This window comes from Streptomyces sp. NPDC037421 (genome assembly GCF_055602105.1).
The window spans coordinates 22205-38059 of sequence record NZ_JBVJWV010000049.1 but is presented as its reverse complement, the minus strand read 5'-3'; the positions used below and the strand labels follow the sequence as shown (position 1 = coordinate 38059).

16 protein-coding genes are annotated in these 15855 nt (G+C 73.7%); 7 read left to right on the top strand and 9 right to left on the bottom strand.

Annotated features, from left to right (window positions below; all coding sequences use genetic code 11):
* Positions 1–131 precede the first annotated feature (131 nt).
* Entirely contained in the window at positions 132–1751 is a 1620-nt protein-coding gene (locus tag ACZ7IF_RS36650; RefSeq protein ID WP_470980941.1) for a sensor histidine kinase, read from the bottom strand.
* Entirely contained in the window at positions 1748–2785 is a 1038-nt protein-coding gene (locus ACZ7IF_RS36645; RefSeq protein ID WP_470980939.1) for a rod shape-determining protein, read from the bottom strand. Before ACZ7IF_RS36645 ends, ACZ7IF_RS36650 begins: the two co-directional genes overlap by 4 nt.
* A 222-nt stretch (positions 2786–3007) precedes the next feature.
* Here ACZ7IF_RS36645 and ACZ7IF_RS36640 point away from each other — a divergent pair, with 222 nt between their 5' ends.
* Positions 3008–3709, top strand: a complete 702-nt coding sequence (locus ACZ7IF_RS36640; RefSeq protein WP_470980936.1) for an esterase/lipase family protein — start codon at positions 3008–3010, stop codon at positions 3707–3709.
* Here ACZ7IF_RS36640 and ACZ7IF_RS36635 read toward each other — a convergent pair.
* Positions 3706–4284: a hypothetical protein gene (locus ACZ7IF_RS36635; RefSeq protein ID WP_470980933.1), complete on the bottom strand. Its 579-nt coding sequence runs from the start codon at positions 4282–4284 to the stop codon at positions 3706–3708. The two genes, ACZ7IF_RS36640 and ACZ7IF_RS36635, sit on opposite strands and share 4 nt — an antisense overlap.
* A 78-nt stretch (positions 4285–4362) precedes the next feature.
* On the opposite strand from ACZ7IF_RS36635, the gene ACZ7IF_RS36630 reads away from it, so the two are divergent.
* On the top strand, positions 4363–5043 hold the full coding sequence (locus tag ACZ7IF_RS36630) for an SCO2400 family protein (protein WP_470980931.1): 681 nt from the start codon (positions 4363–4365) through the stop codon (positions 5041–5043).
* Between the two features lie 81 nt (positions 5044–5124).
* On the opposite strand, the gene ACZ7IF_RS36625 is transcribed toward ACZ7IF_RS36630, so the two are convergent.
* A complete protein-coding gene (locus ACZ7IF_RS36625) occupies positions 5125–5547 on the bottom strand; it encodes a MarR family winged helix-turn-helix transcriptional regulator (protein WP_427711991.1) in 423 nt (140 codons plus the stop codon).
* A gap of 95 nt (positions 5548–5642) precedes the next feature.
* Here ACZ7IF_RS36625 and ACZ7IF_RS36620 point away from each other — a divergent pair, with 95 nt between their 5' ends.
* From ACZ7IF_RS36620 to ACZ7IF_RS36610, 3 genes are all read left to right on the top strand, one after another.
* Positions 5643–6665 carry an NADP-dependent oxidoreductase gene (locus ACZ7IF_RS36620; RefSeq protein ID WP_470980929.1) on the top strand — a complete coding sequence of 341 codons (1023 nt, stop codon included), beginning with the start codon at positions 5643–5645 and terminating at the stop codon, positions 6663–6665.
* Between the two features lie 65 nt (positions 6666–6730).
* Positions 6731–7156, top strand: coding sequence for an organic hydroperoxide resistance protein (locus tag ACZ7IF_RS36615; RefSeq protein ID WP_470980926.1), 426 nt, complete (start codon positions 6731–6733; stop codon positions 7154–7156).
* Positions 7157–7233: 77 nt separating this feature from the next.
* Positions 7234–8220, top strand: a complete 987-nt coding sequence (locus ACZ7IF_RS36610; RefSeq protein WP_470980924.1) for an EI24 domain-containing protein — start codon at positions 7234–7236, stop codon at positions 8218–8220.
* 6 nt (positions 8221–8226) lie between these two features.
* Here ACZ7IF_RS36610 and ACZ7IF_RS36605 read toward each other — a convergent pair whose 3' ends face one another.
* On the bottom strand, positions 8227–9120 hold the full coding sequence (locus tag ACZ7IF_RS36605; RefSeq protein ID WP_470980922.1) for an NAD(P)-dependent oxidoreductase: 894 nt from the start codon (positions 9118–9120) through the stop codon (positions 8227–8229).
* A 98-nt stretch (positions 9121–9218) separates the two neighbouring features.
* On the opposite strand from ACZ7IF_RS36605, the gene ACZ7IF_RS36600 reads away from it, so the two are divergent.
* Positions 9219–9587 carry a winged helix-turn-helix transcriptional regulator gene (locus ACZ7IF_RS36600; RefSeq protein ID WP_470980953.1) on the top strand — a complete coding sequence of 123 codons (369 nt, stop codon included), beginning with the start codon at positions 9219–9221 and terminating at the stop codon, positions 9585–9587.
* Here the strand turns inward: ACZ7IF_RS36600 and ACZ7IF_RS36595 are convergent.
* The 3 genes from ACZ7IF_RS36595 to ACZ7IF_RS36585 are packed head-to-tail and all read right to left on the bottom strand — an operon-like array spanning position 9565 to position 12097.
* Positions 9565–10278 (bottom strand): carbon-nitrogen hydrolase family protein, encoded by a 714-nt coding sequence (locus ACZ7IF_RS36595; protein WP_470980920.1) that lies wholly within the window; start codon positions 10276–10278, stop codon positions 9565–9567. The genes ACZ7IF_RS36600 and ACZ7IF_RS36595 overlap by 23 nt on opposite strands.
* 4 nt (positions 10279–10282) lie before the next feature.
* The gene (locus ACZ7IF_RS36590; RefSeq protein ID WP_470980917.1) at positions 10283–11467 is read right to left on the bottom strand and encodes a low temperature requirement protein A; all 1185 of its coding nucleotides are present in this window, start codon (positions 11465–11467) and stop codon (positions 10283–10285) included.
* Positions 11468–11521: 54 nt separating this feature from the next.
* Positions 11522–12097, bottom strand: a complete 576-nt coding sequence (locus tag ACZ7IF_RS36585; protein ID WP_470980914.1) for a TetR/AcrR family transcriptional regulator — start codon at positions 12095–12097, stop codon at positions 11522–11524.
* A 154-nt stretch (positions 12098–12251) separates the two neighbouring features.
* On the opposite strand from ACZ7IF_RS36585, the gene ACZ7IF_RS36580 reads away from it, so the two are divergent.
* Entirely contained in the window at positions 12252–14768 is a 2517-nt protein-coding gene (locus ACZ7IF_RS36580) for a beta-glucosidase (RefSeq protein ID WP_470980911.1), read from the top strand.
* Positions 14769–14868: 100 nt separating this feature from the next.
* Here ACZ7IF_RS36580 and ACZ7IF_RS36575 read toward each other — a convergent pair whose 3' ends face one another.
* On the bottom strand, positions 14869–15759 hold the full coding sequence (locus ACZ7IF_RS36575) for an SGNH/GDSL hydrolase family protein (RefSeq protein ID WP_470980909.1): 891 nt from the start codon (positions 15757–15759) through the stop codon (positions 14869–14871).
* Between the last annotated feature and the right edge of the window lie 96 nt (positions 15760–15855).

The window sequence follows — 15855 nt, the reverse complement described above, 5'->3', positions numbered from 1 at the left end:
CGCCCAGGGGAATACCGCTCCCCACCCCACCGCCCCGCAGACGGGGGCGGGTGGGCAACCACCGACCCGCTCCCACCGGGTCGAGGGGGAGATAGGGGGCCCGCACCGCAAGCCGCGTACAGCCCGCCCCCCTACAGCTCCGCCTCCCACACCACCGTCGTGCCCCGGGTGTCCGCCTCCGTGCGGCCGTCGTCGGAGACCGTCAGGCGGACGCGGGAGGGGGTGGCGTCGACCTCTACCTCGATCGACGTGACCTCGCTGCGGCGGTGTGCCGCCGCCAGGGCGCTGCGCAGGGTGGACAGCAGGGCCGTGGTGACCGGGTCCGGGAGCAGGGCGTCCACCGCGCCCGCGAAGTGCACCGACGGCTGGAAGCCCAGCAGGACCGCCGCCCCGCCGGTCTCGCGCAGCACCCGTCCCCGGAAGGTCGTCGGGGCGTCGCTGGGCGGCTGCTGGAGGGCGAAGATGGCCGTGCGGACCTCCTGGATGGTGGAGTCCAGCTCGTCCACCGCCCGGCCCAGTTCCTCCCCGACCTCGTCGCCGGTCCCGCCGCCCTCCCCGGTCCCGCCGCCCGCAGCCGCGTTGGCCGAGCGCCGCCGCGTGCTCTCCAGCATCATCTCGGTCGCGAACAGCCGCTGCACCACCAGATCGTGCAGGTCGCGCGCGATGCGGTCGCGGTCCTCGTAGACGGCCAGCTGCTCGCGGTCGTGCTGCGCGTCCGCCAGGACCAGGGCCAGCGCGGCCTGGGAGGCGAACTGGGAGGCCAGCAGCCGGTCCACCGCGTCGTACGGCGGACCGCCCCGGGCCCTCGGCAGGGCGAGGGTGCCGATCAGCTGTCCGCCGCTCTGCAGCGGCAGCATCATGCTCGGCCCGAAGCGTTCCCGTACGTGGGTGGTCATCCGGGGGTCGGTCGCGGAGTCCTCTATGAAGACGGGCTCCCCGCCCAGCAGTTGGACCAGCACCGGTGAGCCGGGCGCGATGGCGGTGCCGATCAGGTCGCCGGGGTCCCCGTGGGTGGAGGCGGCGACGATCTCCATGCCGCCTTCCGGGGTGGGCTGGAGGACGACGCCCGCCGCCGCGTCCGCGAGCAGCCGGGCGCGTTCGGCCACGCACATCAGGGCGTCCGCCGCGGGCCGTCCCGCCAGCAGGGTGGTGGTGACGGCGGCGGCGCCCTCGATCCAGCGCTCGCGCCGGCGCGCGGTCTCGTACAGCCGGGCGTTGCCGATCGCTATCCCGGCCTGTGAGGCCAGTACGCGCATCAGCGCGAGGTCCTCGTCCGTGAAGGGGCCGCCGCGCTTCTCGGTGAGGTAGAGGTTCCCGAAGACCTCGGTGTGCACCCGGATCGGCACGCCGAGGAAGCTGCGCATGGGCGGGTGGCCGGGCGGGAAGCCCGCCGAGCGGGGGTCCTTCGTCAGGTCGTCCAGGAGCAGCGGCCGGGGGTCGCTGATCAGCACGCCGAGCACGCCGGCGCGGCCGTCCGGCAGCCGGGGGATCGCGGCCCGTTCGGCCTCGGTCATCCCGGAGGTGAACAGCTGGGTCAGCCGGACGCGCTCGGGGTCGACGACCCCGAGCGCTCCGTACCGGGCCCCGCACAGGTCGGTGGCGGAGTCCACGACGTGCTGGAGGGTGGTGTGCAGCTCCAGTTCGGAGCCGACGCTGAGCACCGCCTCCAGGAGTACCGGGAGGCTCGACGGCGCACCGGCCCCGCCGGGTCCGGCCGGGTCGGCGGCGTCGGCGGGGCCGTCCAGGCTCATCCGGCCAGCGGGTTGAGGACCATGGGGGCGATCTTTCCTTCCAGCATGGCGCCGAGACCCAGTACGGCGCACACGTCGGGCCGTTCGGCGATGGCCACGGGCATTCCGGTGGCGTCCCGCAGCATCTGGTCCAGGCCGGGCAGCAGGGCGCTGCCGCCCACCATCATGATCCCCCGGTCCGTCAGGTCGGCGACCAGGTCGGGCGGGCAGTCCCGCAGCACCTTGCCGATGCCGTCGAGGACGGCCGTCAGCGGGGTGTGGATGGCGTCGCGGACGGCGGCGGTGTCCACGTGGACGGAGCGGGCGAGTCCGGTGGCCACGTCACGGCCGTGGATGAGGGTGGAGGCCGGGCCCTCGGGGGTGATGCCGTTGCCGTGCAGGGCCAGCTGGAGGGGGCGTACGGCCTGGCTCGGCAGCATCAGCTCGTGGGCGTGGCGCAGGTGCTGGACCACGGCGTGGTCGATGGCCTCGCCGCCGACGGGGATGCGTTCGGCGGTGACGATCGAGCCGAGGGAGAGCACCGCGATCTGGGTGGCCGCCGCACCGCACACCATGATCATGGTCGCGGTCGGCTGTTCCACGGGCAGGCCGCAGCCGACGGCCGCCGCGATCAGGGTGTCGACCAGTTCGACGCGCCGGGCGCCCAGCCCGACCATGGTCTCCACGGCCGCCCGCTGGGCGAGCGGGTCGGCGTCGTGCGGGGTGCAGCAGGCGGCGCGCAGCCGGGGCTTGCGGCGCAGGGCGCGGCGCAGCTTCTCGCCGAGCAGGTGGCGCAGCATCCGCTGGGCCATCTCGATGTCGACGACGGTGCCGCCGGAGACGGGGCGTGCGACGCGGATGTAGTCGGGTGTGCGTCCGGTCATCCGTTCGGCGAAGGTGCCGACGGCGATGAGGGCGCCGGTGCGGGTGTTGACCGCGGCGACGCTGGGCTCGTCGACGACCAGTCCGGCTCCCTTGACGTAGACGCGGGTCCTCGCGGCTCCCAGGTCGACGGCGACGTGGCAGCGGCGCAACTGCTCAAGACTGACGGTCACGGCAGATCCTCCCGAGAGCGCTGACGAAGGATGAGACCGGCGACTGCCGATCGCATTCCATATCTTCTCGGATAAATAGGACAAATCGCCCGTTGGGATACTCCGGGTGGGGCGTGTCGTACGGGTGAGGGGTGCTGCATGGGGGTGGATTTCTGTACCGACAGGCAGCAGCATGCGCGGACCACCCGCGCTACTCACCCGTAACAAGGTAAAGGGGACCCGATGCTGACGCCCCGCCAGAGAATCCTGGCGCTCCTGACCCTCTGCCTCGCCCTCCTGGCGCCCGTTCCTGCCCAGGCGGCCGCCCAGCACGCGGCCGAAGCGCCCGCCGCCCGCAATCCGGTGGTCTTCGTACACGGTTACAACGCCGACCCGGGGGTCTGGGGGTCCCTGCGCGAGGACCTGAGGGCCGACGGGTACGCCGACTCCCAGCTGTTCTCCTTCGGCTACGACACCCACCAGTCCGTCAACGAGGTGCTCTCCGGCCGCCTCGCCGCCTACGTCGACCAGGTGCGGCAGCGGACCGGCGCCGCACGTGTGGACATCGTGGGGCACTCCTTCGGATCGCTCGTCAGCCGCTGGTACGTCAGGTTCGGCGGCGGCACCGCGACCGTGGACCACTGGGTCTCGCTGGCCGGCCCCAACCACGGCACGTCCACCGCCTGGGCCTGCGCCCTGTGGGACCAGGCCTGCCGGGACATGACCCCGGGCTCGTACGTGGCGAAGAACCTGGCGGCGGGAGACGAGACCCCGGGCGCGGTCAAGTACGCCACCTTCTGGTCGGAGTGCGACGAGGTGGTCAACCCCGACAGCAGCGTCCCGCTCTCCGGCGCCCTGAACACGCCGGTCGGCTGCCTCAAGCACAACGACCTGCTCGGCGACGACGCCACGTCGGCCGGAGTCCGGGCGTTCCTGCGGAGCTAACCCTCCTGCACCCGCTGGAGCAGCCCGTACGTGAACTCCGCCACCAGCGGCCGGCCCGACGCGGTGAACGCGAGCCGCCAGCGCGTCGGCGCCGTGCCCTCCATCGGCCGCGCCGGCGCGAAGGCCCGGGCCACCTCGTCCACCGTCGCCGACCAGGGCAGCAGGTCCCCGGCCGTCTCCAGTACGGGCCCCCGCGCGCCCGGGGCCCGGACCAGCCACTCGTTCCACACCGCCCCGTCCGGCGCGGCCAGCACCTCGAACCGCAGCTCCGGCCACAGCGGCACCGGCCACAGCAGGGCCTCGCACTCCAGGTCCCCGATGCTGCGCCGCTCCGCCCACTCCGGCGGGCCGAGCACCGACCGGTAGCGCGCCAGGGCCCCGCGGGAGCGGGGTGAGCGCACCATCGCCTGCCAGCGCCGGTTGGCCTCACGCTGCTCCGCGAGCGAGGCGCCCAGGCGCAGCCGGGCCTCCTCGGCGAGGCCGGGCTGGAAGTCCGCCATCCTGCGCAGGAGCACCAGCTGGAAGGCGGCCGGCCCGAAGGCGGCCGGCCGTCCCGGATTCGGGGTCGCTGTCATGGACGTAACGATTCCACACAGGATCCTTACGATCCCGGAATGCTTATGTTGCCGGGGACCGCATAGTTTGTGGGCGCCATGAACTACTTCTGCCCCGCCTGTCAGAGGCACCTCAACGGCGCGCTCGCCTGCGCCGGGTGCGGAACCCCGGCCGAGCACCTGGTGGTCGCCGCGCCCAGCGCGCCGGCTCCGGGCCCCGAGCCGCAGCCCGCGCTGGCCGAGGTGTTCGCCGATTCGCTCGTCGTGCTGTCGGGCCCCCACGAGGGCCGCGCGGGCACCCGCAAGCGGGCCGCCACCCGCCGCAGACGGGGCCGGGGCGTGCTCGCGCTCGGGCTGGGTCTGGTGCTCGCCACCGGGGGCTCGATAGCCGTGGCCCGGATCGTCGGCGACGACGAGGGCGTCGACCGGGCCGACAAGGTGGTGCTGACCGACGACGGGCCCAAGCAGCCGGACGCGCTGCCGAGCGTGGAGGGGCCCTCCGCGCCGGCGGTCCTGCCGAAGGCCTCCGGCGGGGTGGCGAAGACGGCCAGGCCCAGCGGGAGCCCGAGCGGGTCGGCGACGCCTTCGGCGAGCGGGAGCGCCTCCGCCTCGGCGGCGACGCCCTCGCAGAAAGGTTCCGGCGGCGGGGCCGCCGTACAACCGACGGCATCGGGCAAGCCGTCGCCCAGCGCTTCCGGCACGTCGAAGCCGCCCACGTCCAAGCCGAAGCCCAAGCCGACGCCGACCGAGGACGACGACTGCTGGCTGTTCTGCTGGTGAGCATCCCGCCCGGTCGGGGCCGCGTCGCGGCTCAGGCCGGGCGGAAACGTTTCTGCTCCCCTCCCGGCCCCGGGCCCGGGTTCAGGCCAGCATCCGCCTGAGCAGGTCGCGCAGCGCCGTGCGCTCCTCCTCCGAGAGCCCGGCCAGCGGCTCGCGTGCGAAGTCCAGGGACTCGCGCAGCCGCTCCGCGGTCTCGACGCCCTCCTCGGTGGGGGCGGCCAGCTTCACCCGGCGGTCGGCCGGGTCCGGGCGGCGTTCGACCAGGCCGCGGGTCTCCAGCCGGTCGATGATGCCGGTCACGTTCGAGGGCTCGCAGCGCAGCTTCTGCGCGATGCGCCGCATGGGCAGCGGCTCCAGGGACAGCAGGTTCAGCACCTTGGCCTGGGCCCCGGTGAGCTGGTGGCGGGCGGCCGCCTCCTCGTACTCCATGTGGTAGCGGGCCACGACATCGCCGATGAGCTCGACGACCTCGACGGTCACTGGGTCTGCGCGACGACTGGGCATGGCTCCAGGGTACCCATTTACTTGACAACATGAAATATCCAGGCGCATGGTTGTTTCACGTTCTGAAGTAAATCTTCGTTCCCCAGGAGTCCCTCATGTCTCAGATCCCCGCCGTCAGCCGCGAGTGGCACCTCGTCCGCCGTCCGCAGGGCTGGCCCGTGGCCGAGGACTTCGCCCTGCGCGAGGTACCCGTCTCCGCCGAGCCGGCCCCCGGCCGGATCCTGGTCCGCAACCTGCATATGTCGGTGGACCCCTACATGCGCGGCCGGATGAACGAGGGCAAGTCCTACATCGCGCCCTTCGAGCTCGACCAGCCGATGCAGGGCGGTGCGGTCGGCGAGGTCGTCGCCTCCGCCGCCGAGGGCTTCCAGGTCGGAGACCACGTCCTGCACCACCTGGGCTGGCGCGAGTACGCCGAGCTGGACGTGGCGTACGCCACCAAGGTCGACGCCTCCCTCGCCCCGCTCTCCGCCTACCTCGGTGTCCTCGGCATGCCGGGCCTGACCGCCTACGCGGGCCTCTTCGAGGTCGCCTCCTTCAAGGAGGGCGACTCCGTCTTCGTCTCCGGCGCGGCGGGCGCGGTCGGCAGCCTCGTCGGCCAGTTCGCGAAGATCAAGGGCGCTTCCCGGGTGATCGGCTCCGCCGGCTCGGACGAGAAGGTGACGCTCCTCACGGAGAAGTACGGCTTCGACGCCGCCTTCAACTACAAGAACGCCCCCGTCGCCGAGCAGCTCCCCGCGGCGGCCCCCACCGGCGTCGACGTCTACTTCGACAACGTCGGCGGCGACCACCTGGAAGCGGCCATCTCCGCCATGAACGTCCACGGCCGCGCCACCCTGTGCGGCGCCATCGCCGGCTACAACGACACCGTGCCCACCCCCGGCCCGAGCAACCTCATGATGGTCATCGGCAAGCGGCTGCGCCTCCAGGGCATCCTCGTCGGCGACCACTACGGACTGCAGCAGCAGTTCGTCAAGGACGTGGCCGGCTGGCTGGCCTCCGGCGAGCTCCGCTACGACGAGACGGTCGTCGAGGGCGTGGAGAACGCCACCGACGCCTTCCTCGGAATGCTGCGCGGGGAGAACACCGGAAAGATGATCGTTTCGTTCGCGGGTTAGGCTCTCTCCACGACCGTCGCGATCGTGGGCGCGCATCGCGGCGATTCATCTGGAGGAAGTTCTTCATGTCCATCACGCAGACCGACGTCGCGTACACGGCCGTCGCCACCGCCGAGAACGGCCGTGACGGCCGCGTCGCCACCAACGACGGCCAGCTCGACGTCGTCGTGAACCCGCCGAAGGAGCTCGGCGGCAGCGGCGCCGGCACCAACCCGGAGCAGCTGTTCGCCGCCGGCTACAGCGCCTGCTTCCAGGGTGCCCTCACCGTCGCAGCCCGCAACGAGAACCTCGACGTCAGCGGCTCCACGGTGACCGCCGAGGTCGGCATCGGCAAGAACGACGAGGGCTTCGGCATCATCGTCAAGCTGACGGCCTCGATCCCGAACGTGGACGCCGCCACCGCCAAGGACCTGGTCGAGAAGGCCGACCAGATCTGCCCGTACTCCAAGGCCACCCGCGGCAACATCACGGTCGAGCTGAACGTCGCCTGACCACGTCGCACGCCTCGCGGAGGCCGCATCCCCCAGGGGGTGCGGCCTTCGCCGTACCCGGCCCATAAACTGGCCCCATGCGTGATCTTGCGGGGGGCTTCCGGTACTTGCTGGCCGGACAGAGATGGGTGTTCAGGAACGGCCGCTGGCTGGGCTTCGGCCTGCTGCCGGGCCTCGTCGCGCTGGCGCTGTACGCCGCCGCGCTCGTCGGCCTCCTCTACGGCGCCGACGACTTCGTCCAGTGGGCCACGCCCTTCGCCTCGGACTGGTCCTCGACCTGGCTCCGGCTCTTCCGGGGCTTCCTGACGGCCGTTGTCGTCTCCCTCGGGCTCTTCCTCTCGGTGATCACCTTCACCGCCGTGACCCTGCTCGTCGGGCAGCCCTTCTACGAGTCCCTCTCCGAGCAGGTCGACCGGACCGAGGGCGGCGAGGTCCCCGAGTCGGGGCGGTCGTTCTGGGAGGACCTGTGGATCTCCGCCCGGGACAGCGTGCGGCTGCTGGTGCGGGTGATGCTCTACGGGATCCTGCTCTTCGCCCTCGGCTTCATCCCGGTGCTCGGGCAGACCGTGGTCCCGGTGCTCGGGTTCTGCGTGTCCGGCTTCTTCCTCACCCAGGAGCTGACCTCCGTCGCCCTCCAGCGGCGCCGGGTGGACCTGGCCGAGCAGCTGGTCCTGCTGCGCGGGCGGCGGGCGCAGGCGCTGGGCTTCGGCGTGCCGCTGGTGCTGGCGTTCCTGATCCCGTTCGTCGCGGTCTTCCTGATGCCCGGCGCGGTGGCGGGGGCGACCCTGATGGCGCGGGAGATGGTGGGCGCGGATTCCTCCGAGGGCGGGTCCGAGGACGAGACCGAGGGGGCGGCCGACGAGCAGCAGTACGGCCAGGGCCCGACGGCCCAGGGGCCGTACGGCCAGCAGTACGGGCAGCCGTACGGGCAGCCGTACGGGCAGTCCCAGGGGCAGGGCCCCCACGGCCAGGCCGCCAACCCCTACGGCCAGGCTCCGGGCGCACCCTACGGTCAGAGCCCCAGCCCCTACGGTCAGACCCCCAACCCTTACAGCCAGGGCTGACCCGGGCTAACGCCGCCGCAGCAGGGTGATCGCCCCGGTGGTGTCCTCGCCCGCGTGGGCAGCCGGGTCGGCCTCCAGCCGCTCGCGCATCAGGTCCAGGTACGGGCTGAGCAGCTCGGGGCTGACCCCCTGGTCGGCGGCGGTGCGCAGCAGGGTGCCGCTGCCGGCGACCTGCATGGCCAGGTTGGACACCACCCCGGTGGTGAAGTCCCGCGAGGCCAGCCGCTCGGCGGCGTTGCCGGCGAAGAAGCCCATCGCGCCCAGCCACTCCGACAGCAGCGGCGCGAGGGACGCGGGCGCGATGTCCTCGCCCTCGATGAGGGCGTAGGCGTGCGAGATCCCGGCGAACAGCCCGTACATCGCGCTGAGCAGCGCCACGTCGTGCAGGGCCGCGTGGCCGGGGTCCTCGCCCACGAAGCGGGCCCCGGCCGGTACCTCCAGGGTGGCCCGGTGCGTGTCGAAGAGGGCGCGGGAGCCGCTGTGGAAGACGTACGCGCCTGCCCCCGGGACGCCGATCATCGACGGGGTGGCCATGATCCCGGCGTCCACGAACCGGGCGCCGCGCTCCTCGGCCCAGGCGGCCCGGGCCCGGCCCTCGGCCGGGGTGCCGGTGGTGAGGTTGACCAGGTCCTTGCCGGTCAGGTCGATGCCGTCGAGGGTGGCCCCGATGCTGGCGTCGTCGAGCAGGCAGAGCACGACGAGGGTGTTCGCGGCGACGGCCTCGGCGGCGCTCCCGGCGGCCGCCGCGCCCTCGGCGGCCAGGGCCTCCGCCTTGGAGGCGGTGCGGTTCCAGACGGTCAGGGGGTGCCCGGCGGCGAGCCAGGTGCGGGCCAGGGCGGTGCCCATGTCGCCGAGGCCGAGCAGGGTGAGCGGACGGTTCGTCACGTGTGTGTCGGTCATGCCGTTTAGCCTGGTGCTGGGCGTTGAGGCGCTCAAGTACGCACTTCGGAGTGGGTGGTTACCCCGAGGTGAGCGAGCAGGTGGGAGGGGTGGGCGCGATGGCGGCGGCACGGAGGCCGGGGGCGGATCACTGCGGGATCGCCGCGGCGATGTCGGTGATCGACGGGAAGTGGAAGGTCTCCCTCTTGTGGGAGCTGGAGCGCTGCCCGCGCCGCCGCTTCGGCGAGCTGCGTCGGCTGGTCCCGGGGGTGTCGGAGAAGGTGCTCGCGGCGCAGCTGCGCGAGCTGGAGACCGACGGCATGGTCCACCGCGAGGTGTTCGACGAGGTCCCGCCGCGCGTGGAGTACTCCCTGACCCCGCTCGGCGAGGAGCTGAACGGGGCTCTGGAGGCGCTGGGGGAGTGGGGCACGAAGCACCTCCTCCCGGACTCGGACGGGGAACGGATCAGGCCGGGATCTCCACAGTGACCACGTCCGGGCCGCGGTCGCCGGCCTCGGCCAGCAGCGTGCCGTCCGGGGCCCATGCGGCCGCGCCGCCGCAGCCCGTCCAGGGGCCCGCCGGGCCGACGTGGTTGGCGAGGACCACGTACAGGCCGTGCTCCTCGGCGATCCCGGGGTACACGGTGGCCCGCTCGGCGATGCCGTCGCCCGTGCCGTACAGGGAGCTCGCCAGGTGCACCGTGCAGCCGTCGGCGGCGGCCCGGCGGGCCAGTTCCGGGAAGTGGTTGTCGAAGCAGACCCCCAGCGAGAAGCGGATGCCGCCGAGCTCGAAGCGGCCGTCGGCGGTGCCCGGGGCGAAGGCGCCCTGTTCGTGCCGGTAGAGGTGCTGCTTCGCGTACGTCGTCACGTGCGCGCCGTCCGCGTCGTACACCAGCGTCGCGATGGCGGGCAGCGGCCCGTCGGTGCGCAGGGCGGCGTTGACGGCCACGGCGAGGCCGGCGGAGCGCAGCCCGTCCAGGCGGGGGTCCTCGGCGCCGGCCAGCCACAGGCCGGGGTCGGCGGCGAGGTGCTCCAGCTCGTACCCGGTGGGCGTGAACTCCGGGAACACCACCAGCTCCGCGCCCTGCCCGCGCGCTCGGACGGCGAGGGCGGCGGCGTTCGCGGAGTTGGCGGTGACGTCGGCGGGGACGCAGGTCAGCTGGGCGGCGGCGATCTTCATGCGCTCAGGATGCCAGCGCCTCCGGAGCCTCCTCGTCCCGGCCGTCGGGGAGCCGGCCCCGTCGGCGCACCAGGCCCAGCTCCACCAGGTTCAGGGCGGTGACCGCGAGGGCCAGCAGCGCGAGCGCCCCGAGGGAGGGCAGCAGCGCGGCCGCCGGCAGCAGGGCCAGCACGGCCGCGGCGGCCGCCAGCCTGGTCACCGACCAGGAGCGGAACAGGTGCCAGCGGGTGTAGCCGAAGGTGGCGAGGAAGAGGGCGCAGCCGCCGTACAGCAGGGCGGCGACGCCGAGCGGGAGCCGCGCCCCGGGGTGGGCGACGGCCTCGGCCATGCCGACGGCCACCGCGATGACCGAGGCGATCAGCGAGAGGTGCCCGTACGAGAGGACCTGCCGCGCCACGTCCGCCCGTACCGCGGCGGTCTCCAGTCCGTGCCGGACGGCTCCGGCGGCCAGGTGGAAGTACACCCACCACAGGCTGCAGACGAGCACGAAGGCCACGGCGACGGCCGTCAGGGAGCCCGCGTCCAGGTCGGGGGAGGTGGCCACCGGGGCGCCGACCGCGACGATGGACTCGCCCAGCGCGATCATCACGAACAGGCCGAACCGTTCGGCGAGGTGGCCCGAGTCGAGGTTCAGCCGGACCATGCTGGAGCGGGTCAGGCGGGGCGCGGCCAGGTCCACGGCGGCGGCCAGGGCCCACAGCCCGACGCGGAGCCCGCCGTCGAGGAAGGCGCCGGCCAGCAGCAGCGGTCCGCTGATCAGCACGGACAGGGTCACCGGGGTGGGCCGCAGGCGGCGGCTGCGGCCGTGGGCGAGGGCGGCGAGCACCAGGCGGGCGCAGAAGTAGGCGCCGGCGAGGAGGAGTCCGCGGTCCCCGAAGGCCTCGGGCAGGGCCAGGGCCATCAGCAGGCCGCACAGCCCGGCCGCGAAGAGGGCGATCCGGTTCAGCGGCCGGTCCGCGTCGTGGGTGTTGGCGTGGACGGTGTTGCCCACCCACACCCAGTAGACGGGCACGAAGACGATCAGGGCGCGGCCGGTGCCGGCCCAGCCGTGGTCGTGGTGCAGCAGGGCGGAGACCTGGGTGACGGCGAAGACGAGCACCAGGTCGAAGAACAGCTCCGACCAGGCGACCTTCTTCTCGGGCCGTTCCAGTGTCCCGGCCCCGTGCCCGGTCGGCTCTCGTGACTCCATCTCGTGTCCCCCCACTCGAAGTTCGGGGAAAGGATGCCCGGCCGGACGGGGCGCCTATGCGCCGGGGCCCCTCAGCAGGGTGATGAACGAGCGGAACGCGGCGGGCATGTCCACCGATTCCGGGGCGAGCAGCCACTGGTACTGGAGGCCGTCCATCACCGCCGTCAGCAGCGGAGCGGCCTGCTCCGGGGTGAGGCCGGAGGGGAGCCGGTCGCCGAACTCGGCGCGCAGCAGCGCGGCCATCTCCGCGCGCACCTGCGCGTACCGGTCGGTGAAGAACTCGCGGGCCGGGTGGCCGTCGGTGACGCTCTCGCCGAGCAGTGCCGAGAAGGTCTGCACGATGCCGGGGCGCATGGCGTTGTACTCCACCAGCGACTCCAGCAGGTCCAGGCGCCAGGTGCCGGCGGCGGCGCGCGTGCCGCCCCCGGTGTCCCAGCGGTCGCGCTCCTCCAGGACCGCGACGAGCAGGGCCTCCTTGGTCGGGAAGTAGTGCAGCAGCCCCTGCTGGGTCAGGCCCACGCGTTCGGCGACGGATCCCAGGGAGGCGCCCCGGTAGCCGCGCTCGGCGATCACCTCGACCGCCGCGCGGACGATCTCGCCGCGCCGCTCCTCGCTCTTCGCTCTGGCCATCGCCCGGCACTCCTTCCGCTCGCACCTGCCAGCAGGACCGTACGGCATGGTGACATCACGAAAAGATTACAAGACCTACCGCTCTACAGGTAGCGGGTCCACGATGGGGGCCATCCGCACCGCACCCGCACGCAATCGACGAGGAGGCACGGCCGTGACCGATGCCGATCAGGTACGCGAAGGCAGCGAAGACAGCCAGGCCCGCGAGGACGGCGAGGCCCGCGAGGACGGCGAGGCCCGCGAGGACCGGGCCCGCGAGGACGCCGTGGAAGCCGCGCTGGGCAAGCTGGACCTCGACACCAAGGCCCGCCTGCTGGCCGGACAGGACATGTGGACCCTGCCCGCCCTCCCCGGGATCGGACTCGGCTCCCTGGTCATGTCCGACGGGCCCGTCGGGGTCCGCGGCGTGCGCTGGACCGCCGGCGACCCCTCGGTCGCGCTGCCCTCCCCGACCGCGCTCGCCGCTTCCTGGGACCCGGACCTCGCCCGCCGCGCCGGCCGGCTGCTCGCCCAGGAGGCCCGCCGCAAGGGCGTGCACGTCCTCCTCGCGCCCACCGTCAACCTGCACCGCTCCCCGCTCGGCGGCCGCCACTTCGAGTGCTACTCCGAGGACCCGCACCTCACCGGCGCCATCGGCAGCGGCTACGTCAGCGGGGTCCAGGACGGCGGGGTCGGCACCACCGTCAAGCACTTCGTCGGCAACGACGCCGAGACCGAGCGGTTCACCGTCGACAGCGTCATCGCCCCGCGGCCGCTGCGCGAGGTCTACCTCGCCCCCTTCGAGGCCATCGTCGAGAACGCCCGCCCCTGGGGCATCATGACCGCCTACAACCGGGTCAACGGCACCACCATGACCGAGCACCGCCACCTGGTGAACGAGGTCCTGCGCGCCGAGTGGGGCTTCGACGGCTGCAACGTCTCCGACTGGATGGCCGCCCGCTCCACCACCGGCGGCATCCTCGGCGGCCTCGACGTGGCCATGCCCGGCCCGCAGACCGTCTACGGACCCGCCCTCGCCGCCGCCGTCCGCGCCGGGCAGGTCCCCGAGTCCGCCGTCGACACGGCCGTGCGCAACGTACTGCGGCTCGCCGCCCGCGCGGGCGTCCTGGAGGGCGCCCCCGCCGCCGTCGCCCAGCCGCCCGCGCCGGTCGACGGGCAGGCGCTGGCCCGCGAGCTGGCCGCCCGGGGGTTCGTCCTCGTACGCAACGAAGCCGGCGCCCTGCCGCTGGACGCCGGCCCCGGCCGCACCGTCGCCCTGATCGGCGCCGCCGCCCGCGACGCCCGCGTCCTCGGGGGCGGGTCCGCGACCGTCTTCCCCGAGCGGGTGCTGTCCCCGCTCGACGGGCTCACCGCCGCGCTGCCCGAGGGCGCGCTCACCTTCGCCGTCGGCGCGGACCCGAGCGGTGAACTGGTCCCGGCCGGAGAAGGCTTCGAGCTGCGCGCCGTGTGCCGCGACGCCTCCGGGGCCGTCGTCGGCGAGGGCGGCCTGCCGGGCGGGCAGGTGCAGTGGATCGGTGACGACCTGCCCGAGGGGGCCTCGTACGAGACGATGGCGTCCATCGAGGTCACCGGTACGTACGTGCCGCGCGAGAGCGGCGAGCACGCCTTCGGCACCCGCGGACTCGGTGCCTTCACCCTCGCCGTCGGCGGCCGCGTCCTGTGGGAGGGCGTCCAGGAGACGGGTGACGAGGCCGACCCCTTCGAGGCCTTCTTCGGAGCGCCCAGCGAGCGCGCCGGGGCCGTCCTCACCGAGGGCGAGCCGGTCGAGGTGTCGCTGACCTACCAGGTCCCCGACATGAGCGCGCTGCCGCTGCGGGCGGTCATGTTCTCCCTGCTCCACCTCGGGCCGCGGCGCGACGCCGACGAGCTGATCGCCGAGGCGGTGGAGGCCGCGCGCGCCGCCGACACGGCGGTCGTGGTCGTCGCCACCACCGAGCGGGTGGAGTCCGAGGGCTTCGACCGCAAGGACCTGGCGCTGCCCGGACGCCAGGACGACCTGGTGCGGGCGGTCGCCGCCGCCAACCCGAACACCGTGGTCGTCGTCAACGCGGGCTCCCCGGTGGAGCTGCCCTGGCGCGGGGACGTCGCCGCCGTGCTGCTGACCTGGTTCCCCGGGCAGGAGGGCGGGGCCGCGCTGGCCGACGTACTGCTCGGGGAGGCGGAGCCCGGCGGGCGGCTGCCCACCACCTGGCCCGCCGCGCTCGCCGACGCGCCCGTCACCGAGGTCGTCCCCGCCGGAGGGCGCCTGGAGTACCGGGAGGGGCTGTTCATCGGCTACCGGGCGTACGAGGCCCGGGGGGTGACGCCCGCCTACCCGTTCGGGCACGGCCTCGGCTACACGGACTGGGCGTACGAGTCCCTGGAGGCGGGCCCCGACCGGGTGCGGGTCCGGCTCACCAACACCGGGACCCGGCCGGGCCGCGAGGTGGTCCAGGTCTACCTGGCGCCCGCCGCCGACCGCGACGGGCGCCCCGCGAGCTGGCTGGCCGGCTTCGCGGGCGTGGAGGCAGGCCCCGGCGAGAGCGTCGAGGCGGAGATCGAGCTGCCCGCCCGGGCCTTCGAGATCTGGGACGAGGACGCGCGCGGCTGGCGGCGGATCGGCGGCACCTACGAGGTCCGCGCGGGCCGCTCGCACGCCGACACCCGGCTGACCGCCACCCTCGACCTGTGACGGCGGGCCGCCGCGACACGCCGTAGCGCGGAATTGGCCGGAAACAACCCGTGTACCGGGCCGGAGGCGGACCCTGACACCGCCTCCGGCCCTCCGTGCGTCAACGCGGCGGCGCCGCCGCCGTCACCTGTCGGTGCGCGAGTTCCGCGAGCCGCGCCTGCCCGTCCCGGCCCGGGTGGAACCAGTCCCAGTGGCTCAGCTGGTCCGCCCCGAACGGGTACTGGAAGACGGCGCCGCCGTCGTAGCGGCACAGCGCGTCGGCCGCGCAGACCTCGCGCAGCACCTCGTTGTACTCGACCACCCGCGCCCGCACCTTCTCCCGGCGGGCGGTGGCTCCCGGCTCGGCCGACAGCGGTTCGGCCAGCATGGACTGACAGATCCCCAGCTTCCAGATCTGCCGTACGAGCGGGTCGTCCTTGCCCTGCTGCCACAGGCGCTGGAGGTCCGGCACGGAGGACACGTACACCTGGGACTCCGGCGACGCGCTCCGCAGGTCCTTCAGGGCGCGCTCGAAATCGGTGCGGAACTCCGCCACCGGGGTCATCGACGAAGGCGTGGGCCGGCAGGCGTCGTTCGAGCCCACCATGACCGTGACCAGGCCGGGCTTGTGCTGGGCGGCCGATGCCACCTGCCCCGGAAGGTCCGCCATGCGCGAGCCGGTCACCGCGTAGTTCCAGCTGCGCGCGGGCGCTTCGGCGTCGCCCAGCAGCCGGGCGGCCAGCGAGCGGACGGCGGGATCGCTGCCGGTGGCCCAGGAGACCTCCGGGCAGTCGGCCAGTACGGAACAGGCGTCGAAACCACGGGTGATGGAGTCGCCGACGGCGGCGACGGAGGCGGGCGCGGTGTTCCAGCGCGGCGCGGCCTGCGCCCCCCGCTCGCCGCCGGCCGGCGGGGCGGCGGAGTCACAGCCCGTGATCGTCGCGGCCAGGACGGCCACCGCCAGGCCCGCGGACGTCCGGCGTGCGCGACGGCGGGCGGCGGTGGTGCGCATCGGGTGGTCCTCCCTCGTCGCCCCGTGCTCCCGGGGCGTCCTGCTGAGTGAATGCTCTGTGTTTACGGGCCTTGGAGCGACCGTACGTCACACCAT